Here is a 22,006-nt window from a genome sequence, read left to right as displayed (position 1 = left end):
CGAGTGGGTTGGCTTCTGTCATGCCAGTTGAGCCAGCTGGACGAGCTGGACGACCACCGAGATGCTGACTATGGCCAGCAGGGCTGCGGTGATGACCAGCACGGGCCGCGGAAGCGCCTTGTCAGGTTTCAACACGCGCAGCACATCACAACTCACGAGCGCCGACACGGTGGCCAGCCCTGTCAGGAAAATGATCATTTTGCACGCACCAGGGCTTGCTTTGGCCGCTTGAGCTCAAGGCCCAGAAGGGCGAGGGTCACGATCGACAGCAGGCACACGCCCACCGGCGGTGACCAGAGCCGTGCGTAGACCATCGCCGTTGCCACGAGGGTGGACATCGCGAGGCTGAAGGCAATTGAGATGGCGATGCTGAGGGGAAGCGCCCCGGTGGCGTGGGCCGAGCGTGGCGGGTCGAAGCGGAGGAGCAGGACCAGCGCTGTTCCGGGCCCGGCTAGCATCAGCAGGCCTATCACCGCCAGGCGCAACCCCTCAGGGCCGACAAACGAGAGCGGTATGGCCGCTACGGCGACGGCCGCCGTCGCATAGCTCACGTAACTGCGTTCATTTGCCATTGCTAACTCCTTCGATGTGAAAAATCACGCCGCCGGCGTTTTCGTAAACCTTTGTCCAGCCCGGACTGCTGGCGCACGTGGCGATGAAACGTTGAAGGTCGCCTGCGGGAGTCGAACCGCGAAGCTCGGCTGCCTCCTGCTGGCTTTCGGTGATAATGAGGTACGCGCCCGCTTTACGGGCGATCTGGGTGGCCGCGTCACAGCTGAGCGGCGGGGCGTTGGGGATCGGCTCGGCAGCAACGAGCGCCCGGTAGTCGTAATCCGCGTAGTGCTGGAATCTCCACGGGGTGTTGCGGACTGCCTCGATGAGAACGGCGCCCGTAGGCGCAGTCGAATAGAGGCGGTTCACCACAGCGATTTCGTCGTCGTTGAAGCTCTCCATCGCGTCATTTCCGTACCGGGAAACAACCGTGGCCGTGGCCAGGACGGCGCCCATCAGCAGCAGCCCGAGGGCTCGCCGCAGGCTCAGCCCGGCAGTTTTGTCCGACATCAGCGGCAGCACCGCCAGGCACACCGCAAACGGCAGGCTGAACAGATACAGACGCAGGAGCAGCTCGCCGCCATACGGCTGAAGGGGTATCAGTACCAGCGGCGCCACCGCCCCGGCCGCGGCCGCCAGCCACGGCGCCTTCCGCCGGTAGCCCACAAAAGCGCCGACGGCGGCGAGGATCCAGACCAGCGCGACCTCGGCCATGCGGGTATAGACGACGAATACGTGGGCATCGCTGCCTGAAACCCTTGTGGTCAGCGCCCCGACACTGTTCGCGCCGATGTCGCCGAGCGAGCTGAACATCTGGCCGAAGTGCCCCTGCAGGAACGTTGATGCCGCGAAGAGCAGCCAGCCCACGGGCAGGATTACGGCGACCACCGGGAGGAAGCGTAGCCGGAGACGGCCGGTCAGGAGCAGGGCACCCAGGATGGGGATCACGGCAAAGGGGCTGAGCTGATGTGAAGCCGTCATGGCCAGCAGGATCAGCGCGCAGACCACAACCAGCACCGCGGTGTCTCCCCGTGGCAGTTCCATGACACCCTGCCGGGGGACCGCGCCGTCGAGCTTGCTGACAGTCCGGGCAAGCCCCCGGGTGAACCGGGTGCGCTCGGTGGGCCAGGCCCAACCGCCAAAGACGCTGAGGAGGCAGGCAACCAGGGTGAGCAGGAGCAGGAACGAATAGGCCTGCGGCGACAGATAGTCCTGGCCGATCCAGCTGCTGAGGTAGAAGATCCAGACAGCCGCCCAGGCGTGGCGCGGATTTGCCGTCAACCGCCGGGCCAGGGCCAGGAGCGGTGCCAGCATGAGGATGTTGATCCCCACCGGCGCCCATGTTGCGATGCCCATGAGGTCCTTGGCCCCCGTCGCCCCGGAGAGCATTCCCAGCAGGTTGAAGAAGCCGGGCCAGTTAAAGTACGCGTCCAGGGCCGGGTTCAGCTGTCCCGATTGGGCGATGTTGTCGGCAATGCCCATGTGACGGTAGCTCGCCTCAAGCCGGGGGAGGCCGTGGATGATGGTGTCAGCGCCGGCCAGGATTACCACGGTGACCAGAAGCTGCCAGGTCAGAAGGGCCGGAACGAGGCGGCGGAGGCTCAAGGAGGCGACGAATCCGGCCAGGCTGAGCGCGAGCGCCACGAAATAGGCCGGCGGGAGGACCTCGATGAGTCCGGCTCCGCCGATCCGGTGCGGATCGACCTGCGTCATGCTCCAGACGCCAAGGACGAGGGCGGCCGCGGCTGTCGCGGCCAGGGCGCCGACGTGCCACGTCGGTGTCAGCCCGAGGTTGCGGTGGGTGGGCGGCTTCGCGCCGGTGGACTGCACCCGCGCATCATGTCGGTGGGCGGTGCGCACTGGGGGGCTTGCTGCCGTTTCGCGTGTCATGATTTCTCGATTCAGGTCGGCTGGTGGCGCGCCGCTGAGGGAATCTCGCCAGCCGTGGCGGCGGTCTTGACTCGGGTCAGGGTGATCAGACGCCGGGTGGCGATCAGCGATGCCGTCGCTTGGGCAACGGCCCAGAGCACGGAGACTCCGGTGAGGCCGTATTGCTGGGCCACGGCCGCGGCGGGTGCTACGACCAGGATGGCGGCCAGGGTGGCGACTACTGTGGATTCGAAAAGTCGCCCACGGGCCCGGCACAGCCCGTAGTAGACCTGCGTCACGCAACTCAGGAGCAGTGCCGGAACGAGTACAGGAAGAAGGACCCACGCGGACGCATACTGCGGCCCGAGGAAGCCCAGAAGGAAAGGCCCGGCAACCATCAGGATCAGCCCGGCCACGAGGGTCAACAGGAGGCTGGCCCGGAGCGCGGACGCAACGAGGCCCGGCCGCGCCCGCGTTCCCGCGAGGGCCGTTTGCAGGGTAAAGCCGGCCGACTGCGGTACGAAGAACACCGCGGAGGCCATCATCCACACCACGTACCATGCAGCGGTCGGGGCCGGGCCAAGAGTTGCTGCAACGATGAGCGGGAGCAGGTAGCCCGGCGCGCGGTCCGCCAGCATGAGGGCGTGGTTGGGAAGCCCCGGCTTCAGGAGTTTCAGGGCCGGGCGGGGCCGGAGGCCATGCCTCCAGTCGGGGGACACCTTGGCCCGGTCAAGCTGGCGCAGGCCCACAAGGACGCTGGCCAGCGCGCCGGCCGCAACGGCGCCCACCACCAGCGCAAGGTCACGCAGCCCGACGGCGAATCCGGCGGCCAGGACCGCGAGCTGGACGAGGCTCTGCGTGAGGCTCCTGACCAGGGTGCGGTCGGCACGTTCCTGGGCTACGCCCACGTGGTCAAGCTGATAGGCGCTCGCGGCCAGAAGCGCCGTGGCCAGGAACAGGACGGTGACCAGGGGATCGTTCCAGGCCTGGCCCACACCCGTGCCGAGCCAGCGCGTAATGACGACCAGCAGGCCCGCACCAAACAGGGAGAACGCGGCGACGGTCAGCAGGCTTGTGGCGATGAGGCGCCGTCCGCCGTCCGTTTCGGCGGGCAGAAGCGTCAGCGTGGCCGGCCCGACGCCGAGCATCCCCAGCTGCACGGTGAGGAGGGCGGCAGACACCACCGCCGAGCCGAGGCCTATCTGTTCCGGCGGCAGCACGAGGGCCGCAAGCGCCCAGAACAGGAACCCCGTCACCATGGGCGCAATCCTCGCGGCAGCTAACCAGGCCGCATTCCCGCCGACTGAGATGGGCTTGTGCGCCGGTCGCAGGATTTCCCCGAACATGGCGCGGTAGTTGTAGAAGAAGAAGCACATCCAATATGGCAGGAAGCGCGGAGCGCGGAACAGGGACATGCCCACCCCCCGCACGGTGGCCAGCAGAGGCAGGAACACCAGCCAGCCATGGCCGCGATGCTTGCGGACGGTCCGGGCCGTGCCGGCGCCGTCCTGGAGCCACTGGTCGCGGGCGAAGTCAAACGTGTCGCCGAACCGGTGCCTGACCACCACGGAGTCGGAGACGCCGAGCCGGTATCCCGCCTGCTCCAGCCGGATCCTGAGCTCCACATCCTCTCCGGAGCGGAAGTCGTCGTCGAACCCGACCGCGAGCAGCACGTCACGGCGCATGAGCGTGGCGCTGACGCCGAACCAGCCGCGTACCCGGCTGTGGTTGTGGTGCCACGCCAGTGCCGCACCCCAATACCCGGGGCCGTCGGCTTCGCTGGCCAGCCCGAACTGCAGGCCGTCATAGCCGCCGGACTCGAATTCGGCCAGCAGCCGGCGCAGGCTGTCCGGCGCAAGCACGACGTCGGCGTCGATCAGGGCGACGACGTCACCGGAGGCGCGCCGGGCGCCGAGCATCCGTGCTGCCGGCAGGCCGCGCCCCTCGTCGGAGATGACGGTCGCCCCGTGCTCGCGGGCGATTGCGGCGGTGTCATCGGTCGAGCAGCCATCGATGACGATCATTTCGTGCGGGTGTTGGCTGCGGATCGATTCGAGGCACTCGGCCAGCCATGCGGCCGCATTGCGCGCCGGAACGACAACCGATACCTTCAGGTCGCTCACGTTGCCTCGCCTCACTCATCCAGTTTTGAGCGGACCAGGTTCGCGATGTAGTCAGAGGCCTGGTCCGCGGACCAGGCGGCGGGCAGCCGGAGCAGCCAGCAGGGAACATCCTCCAGCGCCCGGCGCACGACGGCTGCCTTCTGGCCGAAGTGATCTTCCAGGGGGACGAGGCTGGTGGCGCCGAGGGCCTCGACGAGCCGCCGCGACACCATGGGCAGTTCCGAATGGAAGTTGCCGACGATCCGGGACGTCATCCACTCCGCACTTCGGGCCTCCAGGCGGGCGTCCGCGCCGTCAAAGCGTTCAAGGAAGATGGCCAGCTGGGTCGGCGCCGCCGACGATATGTGCTGCGCCCCGAAGACGTGCTCCGGCTGCACCATGCGGTGCTCGGGGGACCATCGCCGGGTGAAGGCGGCCGTTTTCGGGTAGCGGACAATGACGGGGTGGACCGCCGTGGCCAGGTGGGCCACGGGAGTTGTCAGCCACCCGGGGGCCAGGGGCTTGCGTGTCCCGCGGAACATGTCCGGGTAGATGGCGCGGTGGTGGGGTTTGATGAACATCGGTTTGGCGTAGCCCATGAGCATGCCGCCGGCACCCATGAAGGCCCAGTCGTCTGCCATGAACCGCACGTCGTGCATGGCGACCAGCTTCGCTACCGTGCTGGTCTTGCCTACCCCGCCCCAGGCCGGCAACAGGACCCCGGAGCCCCGGAAGTCCACCACCGCGGCATGGATCATGGCCGTTTCGTCCTGGACGCAGAGACGGTCCAGCAGCGGAATCACCGTGGTCAGGAGTTCGCCGGCGCCTTCGATCCGGTAGCCGTCCTTCGTCTCGATGATCTGGACGCGGTCCGCCGGAATGTAGAGAGAGTCCCCGGTGAAGCGGTAGGCGTCCTCGGCGTGCGACTGGCCGGACATCGGCGAGATCCTGCCGCCGATGCTTATCCGGCGTGGCGCACGGGACTCCCCGAGGAACGGGGCGAGCATGTCCCGCAATTGCGGTTCACCCGGCGTCCCGGCCTCCACGTCGATGCCCACGATTCCGTGGACATCGAAGGAGGCTCCTGCAGAGGCACTAATCGGCTGTTTCACGTCGCGTTCAGACTGGCTCATGGTCCAAGCTTTCTGGAGTCGGGATCCTGCGGTCAGGTGGGTGCGGGTGCAGACGCTTCGTCGGTTGGTGCGCGGGGACGGGAACGTCGTCAGGGCGGGTCACTGGACTTCCCTCCAAGGCTCGTCCAGGGACGCCGGGACCGGTTTTTGCGGGACCGGCGTGGCGGGCAGGCGTCGGCCGCGGACATATCCGGTCGCAGTGGCGGCCAGCACGGCGATGATGACCGCCGCCCGGCGGAGCCCGGCCGGGTCCTCGCCGCGGAGCCAGCCGCCGACACCGGCAAACACCGCGCGAGGCAGGACCTGCCGGACGTAGCGCCGTTCCGGGCCCAGTGCCCTCTTGTGCCCGACCACCTTGCTGACCTGAGCCTTGGAAATCCCTTCGGACCACGAGCGTGCAAGCATGTAGCGCAGTGTGCCGCGCGCGGCCGGAACGTGATGGTGCACCAGGGCCGCGGGTTCATAGACCACCCTTGATCCGGGGGCTCCGATGACGGCGCGGATGCACAGTTCGGTCTCCTCACAGCCCAGCGGGACGGCGTCCTGGCGCCCCAGGGCTATGTTGAAACCGCCTACGCGGTCCAGGACGTCGGCGCGGAAGGACATGTTCGCGCCAATGACATTGCGAACCTCGGCAGCAACTTTGGGCATTCCCCGGTACGTGCAGCCGACAATCCAGTCGAGTTCGTTGGCGAAATGGCCAGGCCGCCCGGCTTCCCAGAGCGGTTCCACCCGGCCGCCCACCGCGAGGACGTCGGGGTCGTCGTACATGGCCGCGAGCCGCTGGAGCCACTCGGGCTCGGCTTCGGCGTCGTCGTCGAGGAAGGCCACAATCTCTGCCTTGGCGACGGCGGCTCCGGTGTTCCGGGCGCCGGAGAGCCCCTTGGGCCCGTTGTTCTCGACAATCACTGCATCCGGGACGGTGAAGATCAGCCGTTTGTACAGGTCCACGTTGTAGTCGACGACGACGATCGTCTGCTTGGGCGGGACGGTCTGGGTGCGGACCGAGTCCAGTGCGCCCATCAGCAGGTCCCACCGGTCTTCCGAATAGGAGCAAATGACCACGGACACTGCCGGCAGGCTGGAATGCTCAGGCATCCTACTCACCTGCCCGCACGCCCAGAACGCTGCTGGGATCGGTGGGAACGTGCGGGAACACAGTGTTGGGGTACTTGTACTTGACTCGTCGCAGGGCCTCGGGGCGGGCGCCGGCGGTCGGCGCCTCCCAGCTCACGCGCTCGCGGGCCAGGGTGCGGAGAACCCGCCAGCCGTCACGGAACGTGTGCAGGTTCGACTGGCCCGAGATCCGGGACAGTTCGTGGCTGGGGACCTCGGCAATGCGCAGGCCGGCCCTGGAGGCCCGGACAATCAGTTCCGTTTCGATTTCGAAGCCGTCCGACTTCAGCTCCAGGATGTCGACGCATTCGCGGCGGAGGGCGATGTAGCCGTAGCAGAGGTCCGAGTAATCGCTGTGCAGAACGGCGTTGGCGAGTCCGGTCAGCATCTTGTTTCCCCCGCTGCGCAGCCACGTGAGATCGTCCGAGCCGCCGCCGGTCACGTAGCGGGATCCTTTGACGAAGTCGTATTCGTGCTGGAGCGGGGTCACCAGCCAGCCGATCTCCTGGGGGTCCATGCTGCCGTCGCCGTCCAGCATGACGATGATGTCCCCGGACGCCGCGGCAAATCCCGCGCGCACGGCGTTTCCCTTGCCGGGTCGTGTTTCGGCCACCACCACGACGTCGAGGCGCAGGGCCCGTGCGACATCGACCGTGGCGTCCAGGGAACGACCGTCAACGATTACCACCTCATCCACATATGAGGGCATGCGCCGCAGCACCCACGGCAAGTTCATCGCCTCGTTCAACGTGGGAATCACCACGCTGACTGACGGGTTTGCCGGCGGGGGCGTTGTTTGCGGCCGCACGTTCGGCTTGAGATTCGGGATGGACACTGGCCTCACCACTCAATGACGTATTCTGCTCGCCTCAACTGCAGCGCTTTCCGGCTCCTCCAACCGGAAAATAGACCCAATGCTAACGCTGACCAGTTGTCGACAACTTAGTAAATTACCCCAGGGTTAAAGTCTGGTCACGGCACCTTGCATTAACCTTGGATTAACTTGATTATTCAACTAAAAATGCCCTGCAATGGTTGATGGGCTGGTGCCTCCATGCGAAACTGACCGGATGCGGACACCCGTTCACAGGGGGCGCGGGCCGAGGGCCCGCCGGCGTCTCCTTCTTCTTCGGTCCACGCTGGTTCCTGCCATGGTGCTTGTTCCCGCCATGGCGCTGGCGGGTTGTGGCGCCGATGCCGGACCAACTGGCGAACGGCCGCTGTTCACCTCGGCGTCGCCGGTGAATCCGTCCGCCACGCCGGACGCTGGATCCGAGACCCCGGGACCCCAACCGCCCGGATCCCAGCCGGCGACGCCCACCGGGTCTGCTGAAGGGGGTGCCGCGACCGAGGCAGCGCTAGCGCCGGCGACCGCGCCGAATGGCGGGGGCGCGCCCCAGGCGAATCCGGGCCAGGCTCCGGCCCGCACCACGGATGTGACAATGACTGGTGACCTGCCGGGCTGGAAGCAGGTGTTCGTGGAGGACTTCTCCGCCGGCGACGTCCCGCTCGGAGGCTTCCCCGGCCCGCTCTACCGGGCTCGGTGGAGCGCCGGCTACAAAGACGGGACCCCGGACACTGCCGGACAACTCAGCGGCGGAAAGACCGGCTACTATCCGTCGAAAGTCCTCAGTGTCCGCAACGGCACGCTGGATTGGTACCTGCACACGGAGAACGGAATCACGATGGGGGCGGCGCCGACGCCCAAGATCCCCAACGCCAGCTCCAACCCGCCCCGCGCCAACAGCCTCCTGTACGGCCGGTACTCGGTCCGTTACCGGGCCGACGCCATTCCCGGGTTCAAGACGGCATGGCTGCTGTGGCCGGACAGCGGCGTCTGGCCCCGGGACGGTGAGGTGGATTTCCCCGAAGGGGATCTGGCCAAAATCATTTACGGCGCCGTCCATTATGACCGGAACGGCGCAGATGCGTTCGAGAAAATCGACTCGGACCAGTCCGTCACTTCGTGGCATGTGGCCACGATGGAATGGAGCCCCGGGCGCGTTGAGTTCTTCCTGGACGGACGTTCCCTGGGTGCCAGCACCAAGGCGCCGACGACGCCCATGCACCTGATCCTGCAGACCGAATCGTGCCTGACCGGTTGCCCGGCCCCGACGGCCCAGGGCCACGTCTCCCTTGACTGGATCAGCATCTGGGTGCCGGCCTGAGGCTCACGGCAACGCCAGGATGCTGTGACCGGCCGCGGCCCCGGCTGAAAAGCCGTTACCTGCGGCGGACGGTGAAGGAATCCGAGAACGTATATCCGTCTGCTGGCACGAACCGGGCGGCCAGTTCGTCCGCCGTGGCCCTGACCTCGAGTGTCCCTAGGGCGGGGTCCTGGTTCTTTCCGGACGTGCTGGCGAAGTACTGCATTTCCGGATCCTCGGCATGCACGTTGTAGAGCCCGACGCCGCCCACTCCGACCGTGGCGAACACGGTTCCTGAACCCTGGACCATGGAGCCGTCGGTGTCGGCCAGGCATCCGGAGGTGAAGCTGGCGGGAACGAGTTCCGCGCAGTCCCCGCCCGTGGACAGTTGATGCGTCCGCTGATAGACGTGGTCGTGGCCGGACAGGACGAGGTCCACCTTCTTTTCGATCAGCATGTTCGTGAAGTCCTGCCCTGCCTGGCAGTCATAGTTGCCAATGCTCAGGCAGGGGGTATGCATGCCGACCACGGTCCACGGAATGTTCTGCGACTTGGCGTCGTCGATGGCGTCCGCGGTCCAGCGCCAGCGTTCGCTGTCCCTGGAGTAGTCCAGCGGCCCGTCCCGGAAATCGATGCCGGGTGAGACCAGAATGAAGCGGACCACGGGATTCTGCGCGGGGACATCCACCCGCCACTGGGTGCCGTATTCGCCCTGGATGCCTGGCAGCTTGTTGGGCAGGCATTGGACAAACTTCTCGATGTCGCCGTCGTGGCCGTCACTCTCGTGGTTTCCGGTCACCAGCTGATAGGGGAAGTCCTCGCCGAGACGGGCGGTGACCATGTCGCAGAACTGCCGCTCGAGCCCGGCCTTGTAGGCGAAGTCGCCGAGCGCGAGGTTCAGCTGGGGATTGAGGCCGGCGACGACGTCGAGCACTTTCTTGGCGCCGGTGCTGACCCCGATGTCCCCCTGGGCAGTGAAGTGCACAGGTTCGCCGGGCGCCGGCGCTGCATCCGACGACGGCGGCGCCGGACTCGACGACGACGGTGCCGGACTCGACGACGGCGTGCCGGGGCTTGGGCGCGGAGACGGTTCCGGCGGCCCGGGCTGGCAGGCGGAGAGCAGCAGAGCCAGGCCCAGCAGGCATGCGCCTATACCCGCCTTGCCACGTTTCCCCAGGGACCTGGCCACGATTCCTCACGTCACTTGGTTGATCAGGATTGCGCGCGTACTGCTGTGCGAGCAATGCTCTCCAGCAATGCTGCGAATTCGGGTGATTGCCCGGCATTTATAGGCCAGAGTAACCCGGCCGCGGAGTGATGGCCAGAGAAGGCGGTGGCCCCGGACCGGCGGTCCGGGCTTGCGCCGTTGTCCGCACATTCGTCCGGCCGGAACACCCCCGTGACCGGGCCGAAGCCCGCGTGCCGCGTCAAGGGCCTGCGGGACCTAGCCCGGAACGGGCTTCCTCGTTAGCATGCAGGGTGGGGGGAATACCCCGATCGCCCCGGCGGGAACAGGCCCGCCCCGCTCGAAGGAGACCGTTGTGACTCTGCCCGAAGGTTTGACTCCCGGAGTGTGGACGCTGGACATGTCCCACAGCGAAGTCGGTTTCAGCGTCCGCCATGCGGGCATCAGCAAGGTCCGCGGGCGGTTCAACGAAGCCACCGCCGAGGCGAGAGTGCGCGAGTCGCTCTCTGATGCCAGCCTGCATGCCACGGTGAAGACGGCCAGCTTCGATTCGGGGGACGCGAACCGCGATGGCCATGTCCGCGGCCCGGACTTCTTCGACGTCGAGAAGTACCCCGACATGACGTTCCGGGCCACCGGGATCCGGGGCGACGGGGAGGACTACGTGCTGACCGGCGATCTCACAATCCGCGACGTCACCAAGCCTGTGGAACTCGAGGTCGAGTACACAGGCGTCGCGGTGGACCCCTTCGGCGCCACCCGGGCCGGGTTCAGTGCCGAGGCGGACATCAGCCGGAAGGAATTCGGGCTGACATGGAACGCCGCCCTCGAAGCGGGCGGGCTGCTGGTCAGCGACAAGGTCAAGATCAATGTTGAGGCCGCCATGGTCAAGCAGGCGGATGCCTAAAGGCCGGCCGGGCAGTCAGGGATTGTTCCGGGCCAACCCCTAGGTTCGAATGTCACTCCCACGGGCGAGAATGGATCCATGAAGACACTCCTGAACATCATCTGGCTGATCTTTGGCGGCCTGTGGCTGGCCCTCGGATACTTCTTTGCCGGCGTCATCTGCTGTCTGCTGGTCGTCACCATCCCGTGGGGGCTGGCCTCGTTCCGCATCGCGTCCTATACCCTGTGGCCGTTCGGCCGCATGGTGGTGGACAAGCCCGGCGGAAGCGGCGTATTTACGCTGCTGGGAAACGTCATCTGGCTGCTGGTGGCAGGGATCTGGATGGCGATCGGGCACGTTATCACGGCCTTCGCCATGGCCATTACGATCATCGGCATCCCGCTGGCAATCGCCAACCTCAAGCTCATCCCGGTGTCGTTGATGCCCCTGGGCAAACAGATCGTCCCGACCAATACGCCGTTTGTGCCGACCTACAGCCACGGCCGCCGCTAGGGCGGAAGAAGTGCGGTGTGAGGGAAGCTCCGCTGTTACGTCTAAGAAAATCCGGGGGAGAGGACCATGAATGAACTGGCGTCCGGCGACACGGACCTGATGCTGGTCATCGTGCGCGAGTTCAGGGCACCCGTCCAGGTGGTGTGGTCGGCACTGACGGACCCTGACCAGGCGCCGCGGTGGTGGGGTCCGCGCGGCTTCCATGTCCCGCGTGAGAGCATCGACGCCGACCTCGAAGTCGGCGGACTGTACCGCGCCTGCATGATCCAGGACAGCACCGGCGAGGAATTCTGGTGGAGCGGAGTGCACACCGACATCGAGCCGCCGTACCTGTTCGTGTTCACCCATGCCTGGGACAAACCGGACGGCACCCGCGGGTTCGAGACCGAAGTGACTATCCGGTTGGAGGAGATCGACGGCGGCACCCAGATGACCTTCAGCCAGGGCCCGTTCGACTCCGCGGCCAGCCGCGACCGCCACGGCGAAGGGTGGCGTGAGTCGTTCGACCGGCTCGCCAATCACCTCAGCGTTGCCGCCTGAACCTCTCCGGTTGAACGTTTCCTTCTAAACGGTTCCATTTGAACAGGGAAAGCTCCCGGCGCGCGGCCGAGGCACCTTTCAGTCGAGTTCGCCCTGCAGGTTCCGGCGGGCGGCCTCCAGCCACAGGCCTCGGCCTCGGTCAGTGTGGAAGAGCGGATCAAGCTGCAGGAGCCGGCGCACGACGGCGGCGCGGCCGGCGGCGAAGTCGGCGTCGCCGATGTGCGCGAAGTCTTCCCTGACGGCTGCCCGGTAGCGGGCGTAGGCCTCCGGTTCCCCGCCGAGGACGGAGAGGTCGGCGTCGCTGAGCAGGGCGCCGGCGTCGTCTTCTGGTTCCGGGCAGTGCTCCGCCGTCAGCAGCACCAGGCGCACCACCTCGTCGACCTCGGCGGCGGGGAGGCCGGCATGCCGGAGCCTGTCCTCGGCCAGCCGGGCCGATTCTTCCTCGTCCTGGCCCGCGACGCCGCGGTAGACGGCATCGTGGAACCATGCGGCCAGCACCACTGCCCGGGGCGGATCGGCCGGCTCGCACAGCACGTCCAGGGCCTCCAGCACAGCCAGTAGATGGGTGCGGCCGTGGTATTTCCGGTGCTCCTCGCCCCAGCGGTCCAGCAGGTCCAGGAAGAGGGCGTCGTGGCCAGGCAGCGCCTCGTTCCAGCGGTTCAGGAGCGGGACCCGGAGGGCCTTTCCGCGCCGGCGGGCCGGGATCCGAAGGCCGCTGGCGATGAGCTTGCGGACCAGGACCCGGCCTTCCACGGGGATGGCCCCGGCCGCCACCAGTGCCCCGTAACGGGCCTCGGCGACGTCGTAATGGTCGCCGTCGAAGGCGCGTCCGGGGATGCCGGCAGCCGCGGCGAAGGCATGCAGTTCCTCCAGCGAGGTGTCCGAGACAAGGTGGGAATAGCGCGTTCCGTGGGCAGGCCAAAGAGGCGGATCGACGTAGACGGCCATGGAGGCAGTCTAGCGCCGTCCGCGGACGCGGGCCCGGGCATCAGCGTGCGCGGGCCGGGCATCAGCGTGCGCGGGCCGGCATCAGGGTGCGCCGAGCGGGGCACCCAGCGCGGTCGCACAGCGCGGGCACGCTATGCGGTCACCCTGCGCGGTCATACCGCGACGGCGGGCCGGATGTTCTGGTTGCCGCGGAAGACGTTCCCCGGATCAAACTCGCTTTTCACGTGCGCCAGCCGGGTGTAGTTCTCATCGCCGTAGGCCGCACGAATCCGGTCCTGGCCCTCGTTGCCGATGAAGTTCAGCCACACGCCGCCGTTCGCGTAGGGGGAGATATCCTGGCGGAACCGTTTGACCCAGGCTTTCGCTTCCTGGCCGCCCTGCGGAGTGTCGCCCAGGCCGAACGGGTGGCTCACCCAGGTGGCGCCGCGGTTCAGCAGCGGGGTGGCCGCGGCCGCGGGCCCGCTCACGGCCCCGCCCCAATGGGCTATCAATTGCTGGGAACTGGGTCCCGGGAGGTTCCGGGCCGATTCGATGATGACGTCCAGGGCGTCGTCGGAGAGTTCGTCGTGATAGTCCGCGCTCCAGTAGTTGTACTTGCCCGGCGGGTCGTCAAGGGAACACTGGAAGTCCGCATAGTCCGTGTCCTCCACGAGGTCCACGGCAGGGCCAAGCTCCCGGTAGGCCTTGGCGTGTTCCTTGCCCTCCGCGGCGTCACCGGCGAACACGTACACGACGCACACGGCCATCTTGCCCACCATGTTCGGGGGCACGAAGGGTTCTGCCGGTGCAATCGCATAGATGAGGGTGGCGGATTCTTCGTTGGGAGCCGCAAGAGCCAGTTCCCGGTAGCCGCGGCTGAGTTCCGCGGCCGCGTCCCCCGGCCACATCAGCAGCCCGGCATGTACTTTTGGGCCCAGCGGGTGCAGGCCGAAAGTGAACGACGTGGCGACGCCGAAGTTCCCGCCGCCTCCGTGCAGGGCCCAGAACAGCTCGGGGTTCTCCCCGGCACTGGCTGTCACCTGCTCGCCGGCGGCAGTGACCAGGTCCACGGAGACGAGGTCGTCGCAGGCAAAGCCGAAGGCTCGCTCAAGCCAGCCGGACCCGCCCCCGAGCGTGAAGCCGGCGAGACCGGTCGTCGAGACCCGCCCGCCCGTGATGGCGAGGCCGTATTCCTGGGTGGCGCGGTCAAACTCCCCGCAGGTGAGTCCCGCGCCCACGGTGGCAGTGCGGGCCTCCGGGTCCACCCGTGCGGATTTCATCGGACGGACGTCCACCACCAGGCCGCCGTCGTTCAAGGACATGCCTGCCACGGAATGGCCGCCCGCCCGGACGGCGACATCGAGGCCGTGGGTCCGCGCGTAGGCCAACGCCTCGGCCACCTCGGCAGGGGTGCCGCATTGGGCGATCACGGCCGGATGGCGGTCGATCATCGCGTTGAAGAGTTTTCGTCTTTCGTCGTATTCCGGGTGACCCGGCCTGACCCACTTCATGGCAGTGCTCCCTCGGTGACCGCGGCTCCGCCCCACTTTCAGAGCTTACGACTGCGCGTCAGCTGAGGCTAGGCCACGCGCTCGCCGCGCAGCACCGTAGTTCGGTTTATGCGGCTAATATTCGATCAGAAAACCGCAAATGAGGAATATAGTGGGAATATGCCTAAGATTCGCGTCTCCGAAGCAGCCCGTTTTCTCGGTGTCAGTGATGACACTGTGCGGCGCTGGACCGAGCAAGGGAGCCTGACCCCGCTCAAGGATGAGTCCGGCCGGCTGGCCGTGGACGGGCTTGAGCTGGCGCGGCTTGCCCGGGAGCAGGCCCAGCTTCCGGAAGACCCTGCCCGGGTGGGCAGTTCGGCCCGGAACCGCTTCGTGGGACTCGTGACCGCCATTACGGCAGACAGGGTGATGGCGCAGGTCGAACTCCAGTGCGGGCCCTTCCGGGTGGTGTCCCTGATGAGCAGCGAGGCAGTGCGCGATCTCGGGCTGGAGCTGGGCTCCGTCGCCACCGCGGTCGTGAAGGCCACCACCGTCATCATCGAAACGCCCAAGGGGAAGAGCGTCATATGAGACTGCCGTTCCGGCCCTCCGTCCTGATCGCCGCCGGCATGCTCGCCGCCGGCCTGAGCGCGTGCGCTGCCGGAGCGCCCGCCGGCGGTCCGGGCACGGCAGCAGGCGCCCCGGCGTCCAGCGCCGGGGAGCCGACCAAGCTCTCCGGAAGCCTGACGGTGTTCGCGGCCGCCTCGCTGAAGGCCACCTTCACGAAACTGGCGGCCGCGTTTGAGGCCGCGAACCCGGGCACCAGGGTGGCGTTGAGCTTCGCCGGATCCTCCGACCTCGCCACCCAGATCAGCCAGGGAGCCCCGGCGGACGTCTTTGCCTCGGCGGACACCAAGAACATGGCCAAGCTTGCCGATGCCGGGCTGCTCGACGGCGCGGCCACGAACTTCGCTACCAACGTCCTGGCGATCGCCGTCCCGCCGGCCAACCCGGCGTCGATCGCTGCCTTCGCCGATCTTGCCCGTCCCGGGGTCCGCGTGGTGGTCTGCGCCGGCCAGGTTCCCTGCGGCGCCGCGACCGCCACGGTCGAGAAAGTCACCGGCGTGACATTGAACCCGGTCAGCGAGGAATCCTCCGTCACGGACGTCCTGGGCAAGGTCACCTCGGGCGAGGCCGACGCCGGCGTCGTCTATGTCACGGACGTCAAAACCGCCGGCGACAGGGTCAAGGGGATTCCGTTCCCTGAGGCGGACCAGGCCGTCAATACCTACCCCATCGCCACCGTAGGCGACAGCAGGAACAAGCAGCTGGCGGCGGCATTCCTTGCGCTGGTCACCGGCGCCGAGGGCAAGAAGGTCCTGCACGACGCCGGATTCGGCACACAGTGAGGCGCGGATGAGGCACGCTTACCAGGGCATCCCGCGCTGGATCCATGTCCTCGCCGCGGCAGGCGCCCTGTTTGTCCTGCTGCCCCTGGCCGCCATCGTCGCGAAGGTCAACTGGGCCCAGTTCCTGCCGCTGGTCACCTCGGAATCGTCTCTGACCGCCCTGGCACTGAGCCTGCGCACCTCCGCGGCCAGCACCGCGCTGTGCATCGTGCTGGGGGTCCCGCTGGCGCTCGTCCTGGCCCGAGGGCAGTTCCGCGGGCAGCGCCTGCTCCGATCTTTCGTGCTGCTGCCGCTCGTCCTGCCGCCCGTGGTCGGCGGCATCGCCCTGCTGTACACCTTCGGCCGGCAGGGTCTGCTTGGGCGCTCACTGGAACTGGCCGGCATCCAGATCGGCTTTTCGACGACGGCCGTTGTCCTGGCCCAGACCTTCGTCGCCCTCCCGTTCCTGGTGGTGAGCCTCGAAGGCGCATTGCGCTCGGCCGGGAGCAGGTACGAGGCCGTCGCCGCGACTCTCGGTGCCCGCCCCACCACGGTGCTGCGCCGGGTGACCATCCCGCTGGTGCTGCCCGGGCTGGCCTCCGGCGCCGTGCTCTCCTTCGCGCGCAGCCTAGGCGAATTCGGCGCCACGCTCACGTTCGCGGGCAGCTTGCAGGGTGTCACCCGCACCCTGCCGCTGGAGATATATCTGCAGCGCGAGACCGACGCCGATGCCGCCGTCGCGCTGTCACTGCTTCTTGTCGCGGTGGCGGTCGCCGTCGTCGGGCTGTCCTACCGGGGGCCGGCGGCCGCCGGTGCGCGCGGCCGCGGCCCGGCGGAGCGTGCCCCGCGGGAGGGGGCGTCGGAGACGGCCCGGGAGAGGGTGGCGCCGTGAGCGTCCGGATCGACGCCGCCATCGCCGCCCGCGGCTTCGACGTCTCCGTGTGCCTGGCGCCGGGGGAAACCCTCGCCGTCCTGGGTCCTAACGGGGCCGGCAAATCCACCCTGCTGTCGGTCATGGCGGGCCTGCTCCGGCCCGATACCGGAAGGGGCGAGGTGGACGGCAAAGTCCTTTTCGATCTGGGTCCCGGGGTGAATGCCTGGACGGCTCCCCATCGCCGCGGCACTGCCCTCCTGGCCCAGGAGCCGCTGCTGTTCCCGCACCTGAGCGCGCTCGACAATGTGGCCTTCGGACCCCGCAGTGCCGGCATGGCCAAGGCTGCGGCCAGGGAAACCGCGAGGCACTGGCTGGCCGAGGTGGACGCCGTGGACCTCGCCTCACGCCGGCCCGGGGAGCTGTCGGGCGGCCAGGCGCAGCGGGTGGCCGTGGCGCGCGCGCTGGCCGCTGACCCCGACGTGCTGCTGCTGGATGAGCCCATGGCGGCCCTCGACATCCACGCCGCGCCGCTGCTGCGCCGGCTGCTCAAGCGCGTCCTGGCCGGACGCCGCGCCGTCATTGTCACCCACGACGTGCTGGACGCGTTCATGCTCGCCGACCGGGTAATTGTCCTGGAGGCGGGCCGGATCACCGAGGAAGGGCCCGTCCGCGAGGTACTCCAGCGTCCGCGCAGCCGTTTTGCCGCCGGACTGGCCGGGCTGAACCTGGTGGCCGGAACCGTCACCGCCGCCGGCATCCGGTCGGCCGACGGGCTGGAATTCGCCGGGCAACATGATGATCCGCTGGTCCCCGGGCAGGCAGGCGTGGCCGCGTTTCCGCCGTCGGCCGTGTCCGTGTTCCTCAGTGAGGCGCACGGCAGCCCGCGAAACTCGTTCCGGGTGCGGATCACGGATCTCGAGCCGCACGGGGACCAGATCCGCGTCCGCGCCGGCGAGCTGTCAGCCGACATCACCCCCGCCGCCTCCGCGGACCTCGGCCTGGTGCCGGGGCTGGAGGCGTACTTCGTGGTCAAGGCCGCGGCGGTGTCCGTCTACCCGGCGTAGGTCTGTGGGGGCCGGCCGTGCGGACCGGATTAGGTGCGGCGGGATTGGGCGCGGGCGGGGTTAGGCGCGGGCGGGGTTAGGCGCGGGCCGTGCGGACCGGGTGCTGGCTGACAATGGAGACCCGGTTGAATGCGTTCATCGCGATTGCCAACCAGCTGACGGCGGAGAATTCCTCGTCTGTCAGGTGCCTGCGGGCCTGGGCGCCTTCGTGGTCGCGGGTGTGGGCGTCGGAGATGGTGGTGATGGCCTCGGCCAGGGTCAGGGCTGCGCGTTCCTTGTCGGAGAACAGGGTGGTGTCGCGCCAGGCGGGGAGAACGGCCAGCCGCTGGGCGGATTCACCGTTCTTGACCGCGTCGCCCACGTGCATGTCCAGGCAGAAGGCGCACCCGTTGATCTGCGAAATGCGGACGTTGAGCAGTTCGATCAGCTTCCCGTCCAACCCGGCCTCGGCGGCGCCCTCCTTGGCCTTGAGGCCCAGCCCGTTGAGTGCGCGCCAGGCCGCCGGGTGCGCCTTGTCCAGGAAGACGCTCCGGTGGTCGGGATTCTGCGGTGTCGCCGTCTCATTCATGGATTCCACAATACCGACGAGCTTCGGTGCGGCCCGGAGCGTCGTGTGACAATCTTGTCAAACATATGACAAGCTTTGGGGGTGGGAGTGCTTGGTTCGGTGGCCGGTTCCTTGGGGGACCCGGCCGCCGCGCCACTCCTTCCGGGTCGGATCCCGCTCGCCTGAGGCCCGTTCCCGTGGTCACGCCGGGCGTCGGGTAGCGGGCTTGGCCAGTGGTCACGCCGGGCGTCGTCCGCCACTAATTCCGCGCTCCTTCCCGGTCGGGCCTCGCCTGCCTGAGCCAAGCCAGAACATACCGCTGCACATGTCCCGTGGTCACACCGCGCCGGGGAGGATATTTTCGGGTGACCGCACGTGGCAGTTGGGGACATGTCCAGTCTTCGGGCCCGGGAACGGGCATATGGGGAATATGTCCAGCGGTGCGGGCCAGCGGAGGGCATGTCCCGCGGCCGGACCTGGCACTTAGGGACATGTCCGGTCTTCGGGCCCGGGAATGGCCGCAAGGCGAGCCTGTCCCGTCTTGGGGCCTCCCCAGGCTTCTTGCGCGACGCGTCCCATGGCCACGCGCGTCAGCGGGGGACATGTCCAGTGGTAACGCGTGGCAGTTGGGGACATGTCCAGTCTTCAGGCCCGGGAACGGGCATATGGGGAATATGTCCAGCGGTGCGGGCCAGCGGAGGGCATGTCCCGCGGCCGGACCTGGCAATTCGGGACATGCCCAGTCGTCGGACCCGGGATGCGGGCCCGGCGGGGAGCATGTCCAGCGGTGCGGTCAGCGGAGGGCATGTCCGGAAGCAAGGGAAGCGGGGAAAGCAGAGGAAGCGGGGGAACCGGGAGGCGCGGGGGCAGTACCGGAAGCGTGCGAAGCCGCGAGGCCCGTCCGGGCCAGTTCGGCTCCCGCTGCCTCCATGGCCGCAGGATTTCCGGCCACGATGATGCCGGCAAAGCGGTCCGCGTCGTCGCCGAGGTCCGGATCCACCGAACCCACCACGGCGTACACGGGTCTGGTGCCGGAACGGGCCAGGATGGCGGCAATGATCTTGCCCTGGCCGGTCTGGGAATCCAGCCGTCCCTCGCCCACCACCACTGCGCGGCTCTCGGCCAGTTGCGCGTCGAAGCCCAGCAGATCCAGCACATAGTCCGCGCCCGACACCAAGCTGGCGCCGTAGCGGGCCCACATGCCGCCGGAGAATCCGCCGGCCGCGCCGGTCCGTTCCACCAGCCGGGGATCGCGGCCGAAGTCCCGGACGAACGACTCCGTCAGCAGTTCCAGCCTGCCCGTGAGCAACTCAACCATGGCCCGCCCGGCGCCCTTCTGCGGCCCGAACACGCGCGCCGCATCGGAAAAGCGCGTCGTCACATCGCTCAGGATCACCATCTGCGCGCCGCGGAGCCCGCCGTGTTCCTCGATCGCCGCGATGGCGCCGGCGCCGCCGTCGGTGGTGGCCGAGCCTCCCGCAGCCACCACGATGCGGCGCGCGCCGCGCCGGACCGACTCCGCGATCAGGACGCCGGTGCCGTAGGTGCTGGCCGCCGCGGGGTCCCGGTCGCCGTCGGAGGGCAGGTTCAGGCCGCTCGCGGCGGCGAGTTCGACGACGGCGGTCCCGTCGGCGGCCAGCCCGATCGCCGCGTCGACGGGTTCGCCCCACGGCCCGACTGTGGCGACCCGGACGGGCCGGGCGTCAAGCCCGCGGGCCAGGACCTCGAAGGTGCCCTCACCGCCGTCGGCCACGGGCAGCTCGCGGGCCGACCCTCCGGCGGCCCGGATGCCGCCCGCGATGTGGCCGGCCACCTGGGCCGCGGTGAACGTGCCTTTGAAGCTGTCCGGGGCCACCAGGATGCTCATCGGTTCAGAACCCCACGTTGTCCCGGCCCTTGAGCTGCAGCATCTGCCGCGCCTCGTCGGGGGTGGCGACCTCAAAGTTGAGGGCTTCCAGGATGGTGCGGATCCGGGTGACCTGTTCGGCGTTGGACGCGGCGAGCTGTCCCGGGCCGATCCACAGGGAATCCTCCAGGCCCACCCGGACGTGGGAGCCCATGGCGGCGCCGATCGTGGCGAGCGGCATCTGGTTCTTGCCGGCGCCCAGGATGGACCATTCATAGTCCCCGCCCAGGAGCCGGTCGGCGGTGCGGCGCATGTGCATGAGGTCCTCGGGGTGGGCGCCGATGCCGCCGAGCAGGCCGAAGACCGACTGCACGAACAGCGGGCCCCGGGCCAGCCCGCGGGCGTGGAAGTGGGCCAGGTTGTTCAGGTGCGAAATGTCGTAGCACTCGAACTCGAAGCGTGTGCCGTTCTCGTTGCCGATCCCCAGGATGGTCTCGATGTCCTGGAAGGTGTTCTTGAAGACGAGGTCGCGGCTCTTTTCGAGGCCTTCGCGCTCCCAGTCGTGGCTGAACTCGGTGAAGCGGTCCAGCATCGGGTACAGCCCGAAGTTCATCGAACCCATGTTGAGGGAGGCGAGCTCGGGTTTGAACAATGCCGCGGGCTGCATCCGTTCTTCGACGCTCATGTGCGGGGAGCCGCCCGTGGTGATGTTGATGACCGCGTCGGTGTTGCGTTTGAGCCTGTCAAGGATGGGGGCGAAGTGCTCCGGGTCCTGCGAGGGGCGGCCGTCCTTCGGGTCGCGGGCGTGCATGTGCACGATCGCGGCTCCGGCCTCGGCGGCGCCGATCGCGGCGTCGGCGATCTCGTCCGGGGAGACGGGCAGGTGCGGGGACATGGACGGGGTGTGGATGGCGCCGGTGACGGCGCTGGTGATGATGACCTTGCGGGCAGCAGCCATGGGAATGTCTCCTTGGTGGGCGGATCGTGGGCGTTGGGCGGGACTGCTACGGTCTGACCGGATCCCGCGGCCGCGTCAGTACAGTTTTTCGGTGTTGCCGTCGACGGCGAGAGCCTGGCCGTTGACGTTGCGGGCCATGTCGCTGGCCGCGAAGACGGCCATGTTGGCGATGTCCTCGGCCTCGATCAGCCGCCCGAGCGAGGACTGGCCGAGGTAAAGCGCGGACACCTCATCCGCCGGCAGGTCCAGCATCCGGGCCTTGGCGGCGATGACGGCGTCGATGCGGGGGCCGTTGACGGCGCCGGGGCAGATGGCGTTGACCCGGATGCAGTCGGGGCCGAGTTCGATCGCCAGGGTCTTGGTCAGCCCGATGACCGCCCACTTCGACGCCGAGTAGGCGCTGCGGCCGGCCATGCCCAGCCGCCCTGCGGCGGAGGACAGGTTCACAATGGAGGCGCCGCTGCCCTCGCGCAGCAGGGGCAGCGCATGCTTGATGCAGAAGAACTGGCCATGGATGTTGACATCGAACGTCGCCTTCCAGGCCGCGGCGTCGAGGGTTTCCAGGGGCCCCGTGGGGCCGGCGATGCCGGCGTTGTTGACCAGGACGTCGAGGCCGCCCAGGTCCTCCCGGACCGTGCCCATGAGCCCGCGGACCTGGTCCTCGTCCGAGACATCGCTGACCGCGGCCAGCAGGCCGTTGACGCGGGCCTTCTCGACGGCGTCGGGGTCAATGTCGGTGACGAAGACGGCGGCGCCGAGGTCGCGGAACTTGTTGGCGATGGCCAGGCCGATGCCGTTGGCTCCGGCGGTGACCAGCACGCGTTTGGCGGTGAAATCCATGAGTAGTCCTTGCGGTGAGGTGACTGGC

At 68.1% G+C, this 22,006-nt stretch carries 22 protein-coding genes; 8 read left to right on the top strand and 14 right to left on the bottom strand.

Annotated features, from left to right (window positions below):
* Positions 1-18 precede the first annotated feature (18 nt).
* The 7 genes from LDO15_RS20370 to LDO15_RS20340 all read right to left on the bottom strand — a co-directional run bounded on the left by LDO15_RS20370 (position 19) and on the right by LDO15_RS20340 (position 7,607).
* Entirely contained in the window at positions 19-198 is a 180-nt protein-coding gene (locus tag LDO15_RS20370) for a hypothetical protein (RefSeq protein ID WP_223981801.1), read from the bottom strand.
* Positions 195-572, bottom strand: a complete 378-nt coding sequence (locus LDO15_RS20365) for a hypothetical protein (protein WP_223981798.1) — start codon at positions 570-572, stop codon at positions 195-197. Before LDO15_RS20365 ends, LDO15_RS20370 begins: the two co-directional genes overlap by 4 nt.
* Positions 562-2,382, bottom strand: a complete 1,821-nt coding sequence (locus LDO15_RS20360) for a hypothetical protein (protein WP_223981795.1) — start codon at positions 2,380-2,382, stop codon at positions 562-564. Before LDO15_RS20360 ends, LDO15_RS20365 begins: the two co-directional genes overlap by 11 nt.
* Positions 2,383-2,453: 71 nt before the next feature.
* The gene (locus LDO15_RS20355) at positions 2,454-4,544 is read right to left on the bottom strand and encodes a glycosyltransferase (RefSeq protein WP_223981792.1); all 2,091 of its coding nucleotides are present in this window, start codon (positions 4,542-4,544) and stop codon (positions 2,454-2,456) included.
* 11 nt (positions 4,545-4,555) lie between these two features.
* Entirely contained in the window at positions 4,556-5,656 is a 1,101-nt protein-coding gene (locus tag LDO15_RS20350) for a hypothetical protein (RefSeq protein WP_223981789.1), read from the bottom strand.
* Between the two features lie 99 nt (positions 5,657-5,755).
* Entirely contained in the window at positions 5,756-6,754 is a 999-nt protein-coding gene (locus LDO15_RS20345) for a glycosyltransferase (protein WP_223981786.1), read from the bottom strand.
* Position 6,755: 1 nt separating this feature from the next.
* Positions 6,756-7,607 (bottom strand): glycosyltransferase family 2 protein, encoded by an 852-nt coding sequence (locus LDO15_RS20340; protein WP_223981782.1) that lies wholly within the window; start codon positions 7,605-7,607, stop codon positions 6,756-6,758.
* Between the two features lie 607 nt (positions 7,608-8,214).
* Here LDO15_RS20340 and LDO15_RS20335 point away from each other — a divergent pair.
* A complete protein-coding gene (locus LDO15_RS20335; protein WP_223981779.1) occupies positions 8,215-8,940 on the top strand; it encodes a glycoside hydrolase family 16 protein in 726 nt (241 codons plus the stop codon).
* A 55-nt stretch (positions 8,941-8,995) separates the two neighbouring features.
* Here LDO15_RS20335 and LDO15_RS20330 read toward each other — a convergent pair whose 3' ends face one another.
* A complete protein-coding gene (locus LDO15_RS20330; RefSeq protein ID WP_223981776.1) occupies positions 8,996-10,108 on the bottom strand; it encodes a metallophosphoesterase in 1,113 nt (370 codons plus the stop codon).
* Positions 10,109-10,460: 352 nt separating this feature from the next.
* Between LDO15_RS20330 and LDO15_RS20325 the strand changes: the two genes are divergently transcribed.
* From LDO15_RS20325 to LDO15_RS20315, 3 genes are all read left to right on the top strand, one after another.
* Positions 10,461-11,012, top strand: a complete 552-nt coding sequence (locus LDO15_RS20325) for a YceI family protein (protein WP_223981773.1) — start codon at positions 10,461-10,463, stop codon at positions 11,010-11,012.
* 78 nt (positions 11,013-11,090) lie between these two features.
* The gene (locus LDO15_RS20320; RefSeq protein WP_223981770.1) at positions 11,091-11,504 is read left to right on the top strand and encodes a YccF domain-containing protein; all 414 of its coding nucleotides are present in this window, start codon (positions 11,091-11,093) and stop codon (positions 11,502-11,504) included.
* A gap of 66 nt (positions 11,505-11,570) precedes the next feature.
* Positions 11,571-12,044, top strand: a complete 474-nt coding sequence (locus tag LDO15_RS20315) for an SRPBCC domain-containing protein (RefSeq protein ID WP_223981767.1) — start codon at positions 11,571-11,573, stop codon at positions 12,042-12,044.
* Positions 12,045-12,122: 78 nt separating this feature from the next.
* Here LDO15_RS20315 and LDO15_RS20310 read toward each other — a convergent pair whose 3' ends face one another.
* Positions 12,123-12,992 (bottom strand): DUF4031 domain-containing protein, encoded by an 870-nt coding sequence (locus LDO15_RS20310; protein ID WP_223981764.1) that lies wholly within the window; start codon positions 12,990-12,992, stop codon positions 12,123-12,125.
* A gap of 152 nt (positions 12,993-13,144) precedes the next feature.
* Entirely contained in the window at positions 13,145-14,482 is a 1,338-nt protein-coding gene (locus LDO15_RS20305) for an FAD-binding oxidoreductase (protein WP_223981762.1), read from the bottom strand.
* Positions 14,483-14,641: 159 nt separating this feature from the next.
* Here LDO15_RS20305 and LDO15_RS20300 point away from each other — a divergent pair, with 159 nt between their 5' ends.
* Genes LDO15_RS20300 through LDO15_RS20285 form a run of 4 tightly spaced genes read left to right on the top strand, consistent with a single transcriptional unit; the run spans position 14,642 to position 17,787 of the window.
* Positions 14,642-15,052: a TOBE domain-containing protein gene (locus LDO15_RS20300; protein ID WP_223981759.1), complete on the top strand. Its 411-nt coding sequence runs from the start codon at positions 14,642-14,644 to the stop codon at positions 15,050-15,052.
* Positions 15,049-15,870: a molybdate ABC transporter substrate-binding protein gene (modA, locus tag LDO15_RS20295; RefSeq protein WP_223981756.1), complete on the top strand. Its 822-nt coding sequence runs from the start codon at positions 15,049-15,051 to the stop codon at positions 15,868-15,870. The genes LDO15_RS20300 and modA overlap by 4 nt, the downstream gene beginning before the upstream one ends.
* Before the next feature lie 7 nt (positions 15,871-15,877).
* Positions 15,878-16,741: an ABC transporter permease gene (locus LDO15_RS20290; protein WP_223981754.1), complete on the top strand. Its 864-nt coding sequence runs from the start codon at positions 15,878-15,880 to the stop codon at positions 16,739-16,741.
* Positions 16,738-17,787, top strand: coding sequence for an ABC transporter ATP-binding protein (locus LDO15_RS20285; protein ID WP_223981751.1), 1,050 nt, complete (start codon positions 16,738-16,740; stop codon positions 17,785-17,787). The genes LDO15_RS20290 and LDO15_RS20285 overlap by 4 nt, the downstream gene beginning before the upstream one ends.
* A gap of 76 nt (positions 17,788-17,863) precedes the next feature.
* Here the strand turns inward: LDO15_RS20285 and LDO15_RS20280 are convergent, their stop codons facing one another.
* The 4 genes from LDO15_RS20280 to LDO15_RS20265 all read right to left on the bottom strand — a co-directional run bounded on the left by LDO15_RS20280 (position 17,864) and on the right by LDO15_RS20265 (position 21,978).
* Entirely contained in the window at positions 17,864-18,355 is a 492-nt protein-coding gene (locus LDO15_RS20280; RefSeq protein ID WP_223981748.1) for a carboxymuconolactone decarboxylase family protein, read from the bottom strand.
* Between the two features lie 772 nt (positions 18,356-19,127).
* A complete protein-coding gene (locus LDO15_RS20275) occupies positions 19,128-20,201 on the bottom strand; it encodes a glycerate kinase (RefSeq protein ID WP_223981745.1) in 1,074 nt (357 codons plus the stop codon).
* Positions 20,202-20,205: 4 nt separating this feature from the next.
* Positions 20,206-21,138, bottom strand: coding sequence for a 3-keto-5-aminohexanoate cleavage protein (locus LDO15_RS20270; RefSeq protein WP_223981742.1), 933 nt, complete (start codon positions 21,136-21,138; stop codon positions 20,206-20,208).
* Positions 21,139-21,213: 75 nt separating this feature from the next.
* The gene (locus tag LDO15_RS20265; protein WP_223981739.1) at positions 21,214-21,978 is read right to left on the bottom strand and encodes an SDR family oxidoreductase; all 765 of its coding nucleotides are present in this window, start codon (positions 21,976-21,978) and stop codon (positions 21,214-21,216) included.
* Positions 21,979-22,006 lie beyond the last annotated feature (28 nt).

The organism is Arthrobacter sp. NicSoilB8 (assembly GCF_019977355.1).
Taxonomy (GTDB): Bacteria; Actinomycetota; Actinomycetes; order Actinomycetales; family Micrococcaceae; genus Arthrobacter.
Note: the sequence above shows the minus strand (reverse complement) of the source record. Positions and strands in the feature narration are given on the sequence as shown.

Coding starts and splice junctions, on each gene's coding strand:
- LDO15_RS20270 (WP_223981742.1), bottom strand. CDS start 21,138: ATGGCTGCTGCCCGCAAGGTCATCATCACCAGCGCCGTCACCGGCGCC.
- LDO15_RS20345 (WP_223981786.1), bottom strand. CDS start 6,754: ATGCCTGAGCATTCCAGCCTGCCGGCAGTGTCCGTGGTCATTTGCTCC.
- LDO15_RS20300 (WP_223981759.1), top strand. CDS start 14,642: ATGCCTAAGATTCGCGTCTCCGAAGCAGCCCGTTTTCTCGGTGTCAGT.
- LDO15_RS20350 (WP_223981789.1), bottom strand. CDS start 5,656: ATGAGCCAGTCTGAACGCGACGTGAAACAGCCGATTAGTGCCTCTGCA.
- LDO15_RS20290 (WP_223981754.1), top strand. CDS start 15,878: ATGAGGCACGCTTACCAGGGCATCCCGCGCTGGATCCATGTCCTCGCC.
- modA (WP_223981756.1), top strand. CDS start 15,049: ATGAGACTGCCGTTCCGGCCCTCCGTCCTGATCGCCGCCGGCATGCTC.
- LDO15_RS20335 (WP_223981779.1), top strand. CDS start 8,215: ATGACTGGTGACCTGCCGGGCTGGAAGCAGGTGTTCGTGGAGGACTTC.
- LDO15_RS20310 (WP_223981764.1), bottom strand. CDS start 12,992: ATGGCCGTCTACGTCGATCCGCCTCTTTGGCCTGCCCACGGAACGCGC.
- LDO15_RS20305 (WP_223981762.1), bottom strand. CDS start 14,482: ATGAAGTGGGTCAGGCCGGGTCACCCGGAATACGACGAAAGACGAAAA.
- LDO15_RS20315 (WP_223981767.1), top strand. CDS start 11,571: ATGAATGAACTGGCGTCCGGCGACACGGACCTGATGCTGGTCATCGTG.
- LDO15_RS20275 (WP_223981745.1), bottom strand. CDS start 20,201: ATGAGCATCCTGGTGGCCCCGGACAGCTTCAAAGGCACGTTCACCGCG.
- LDO15_RS20320 (WP_223981770.1), top strand. CDS start 11,091: ATGAAGACACTCCTGAACATCATCTGGCTGATCTTTGGCGGCCTGTGG.
- LDO15_RS20265 (WP_223981739.1), bottom strand. CDS start 21,978: ATGGATTTCACCGCCAAACGCGTGCTGGTCACCGCCGGAGCCAACGGC.
- LDO15_RS20365 (WP_223981798.1), bottom strand. CDS start 572: ATGGCAAATGAACGCAGTTACGTGAGCTATGCGACGGCGGCCGTCGCC.
- LDO15_RS20370 (WP_223981801.1), bottom strand. CDS start 198: ATGATCATTTTCCTGACAGGGCTGGCCACCGTGTCGGCGCTCGTGAGT.
- LDO15_RS20280 (WP_223981748.1), bottom strand. CDS start 18,355: ATGAATGAGACGGCGACACCGCAGAATCCCGACCACCGGAGCGTCTTC.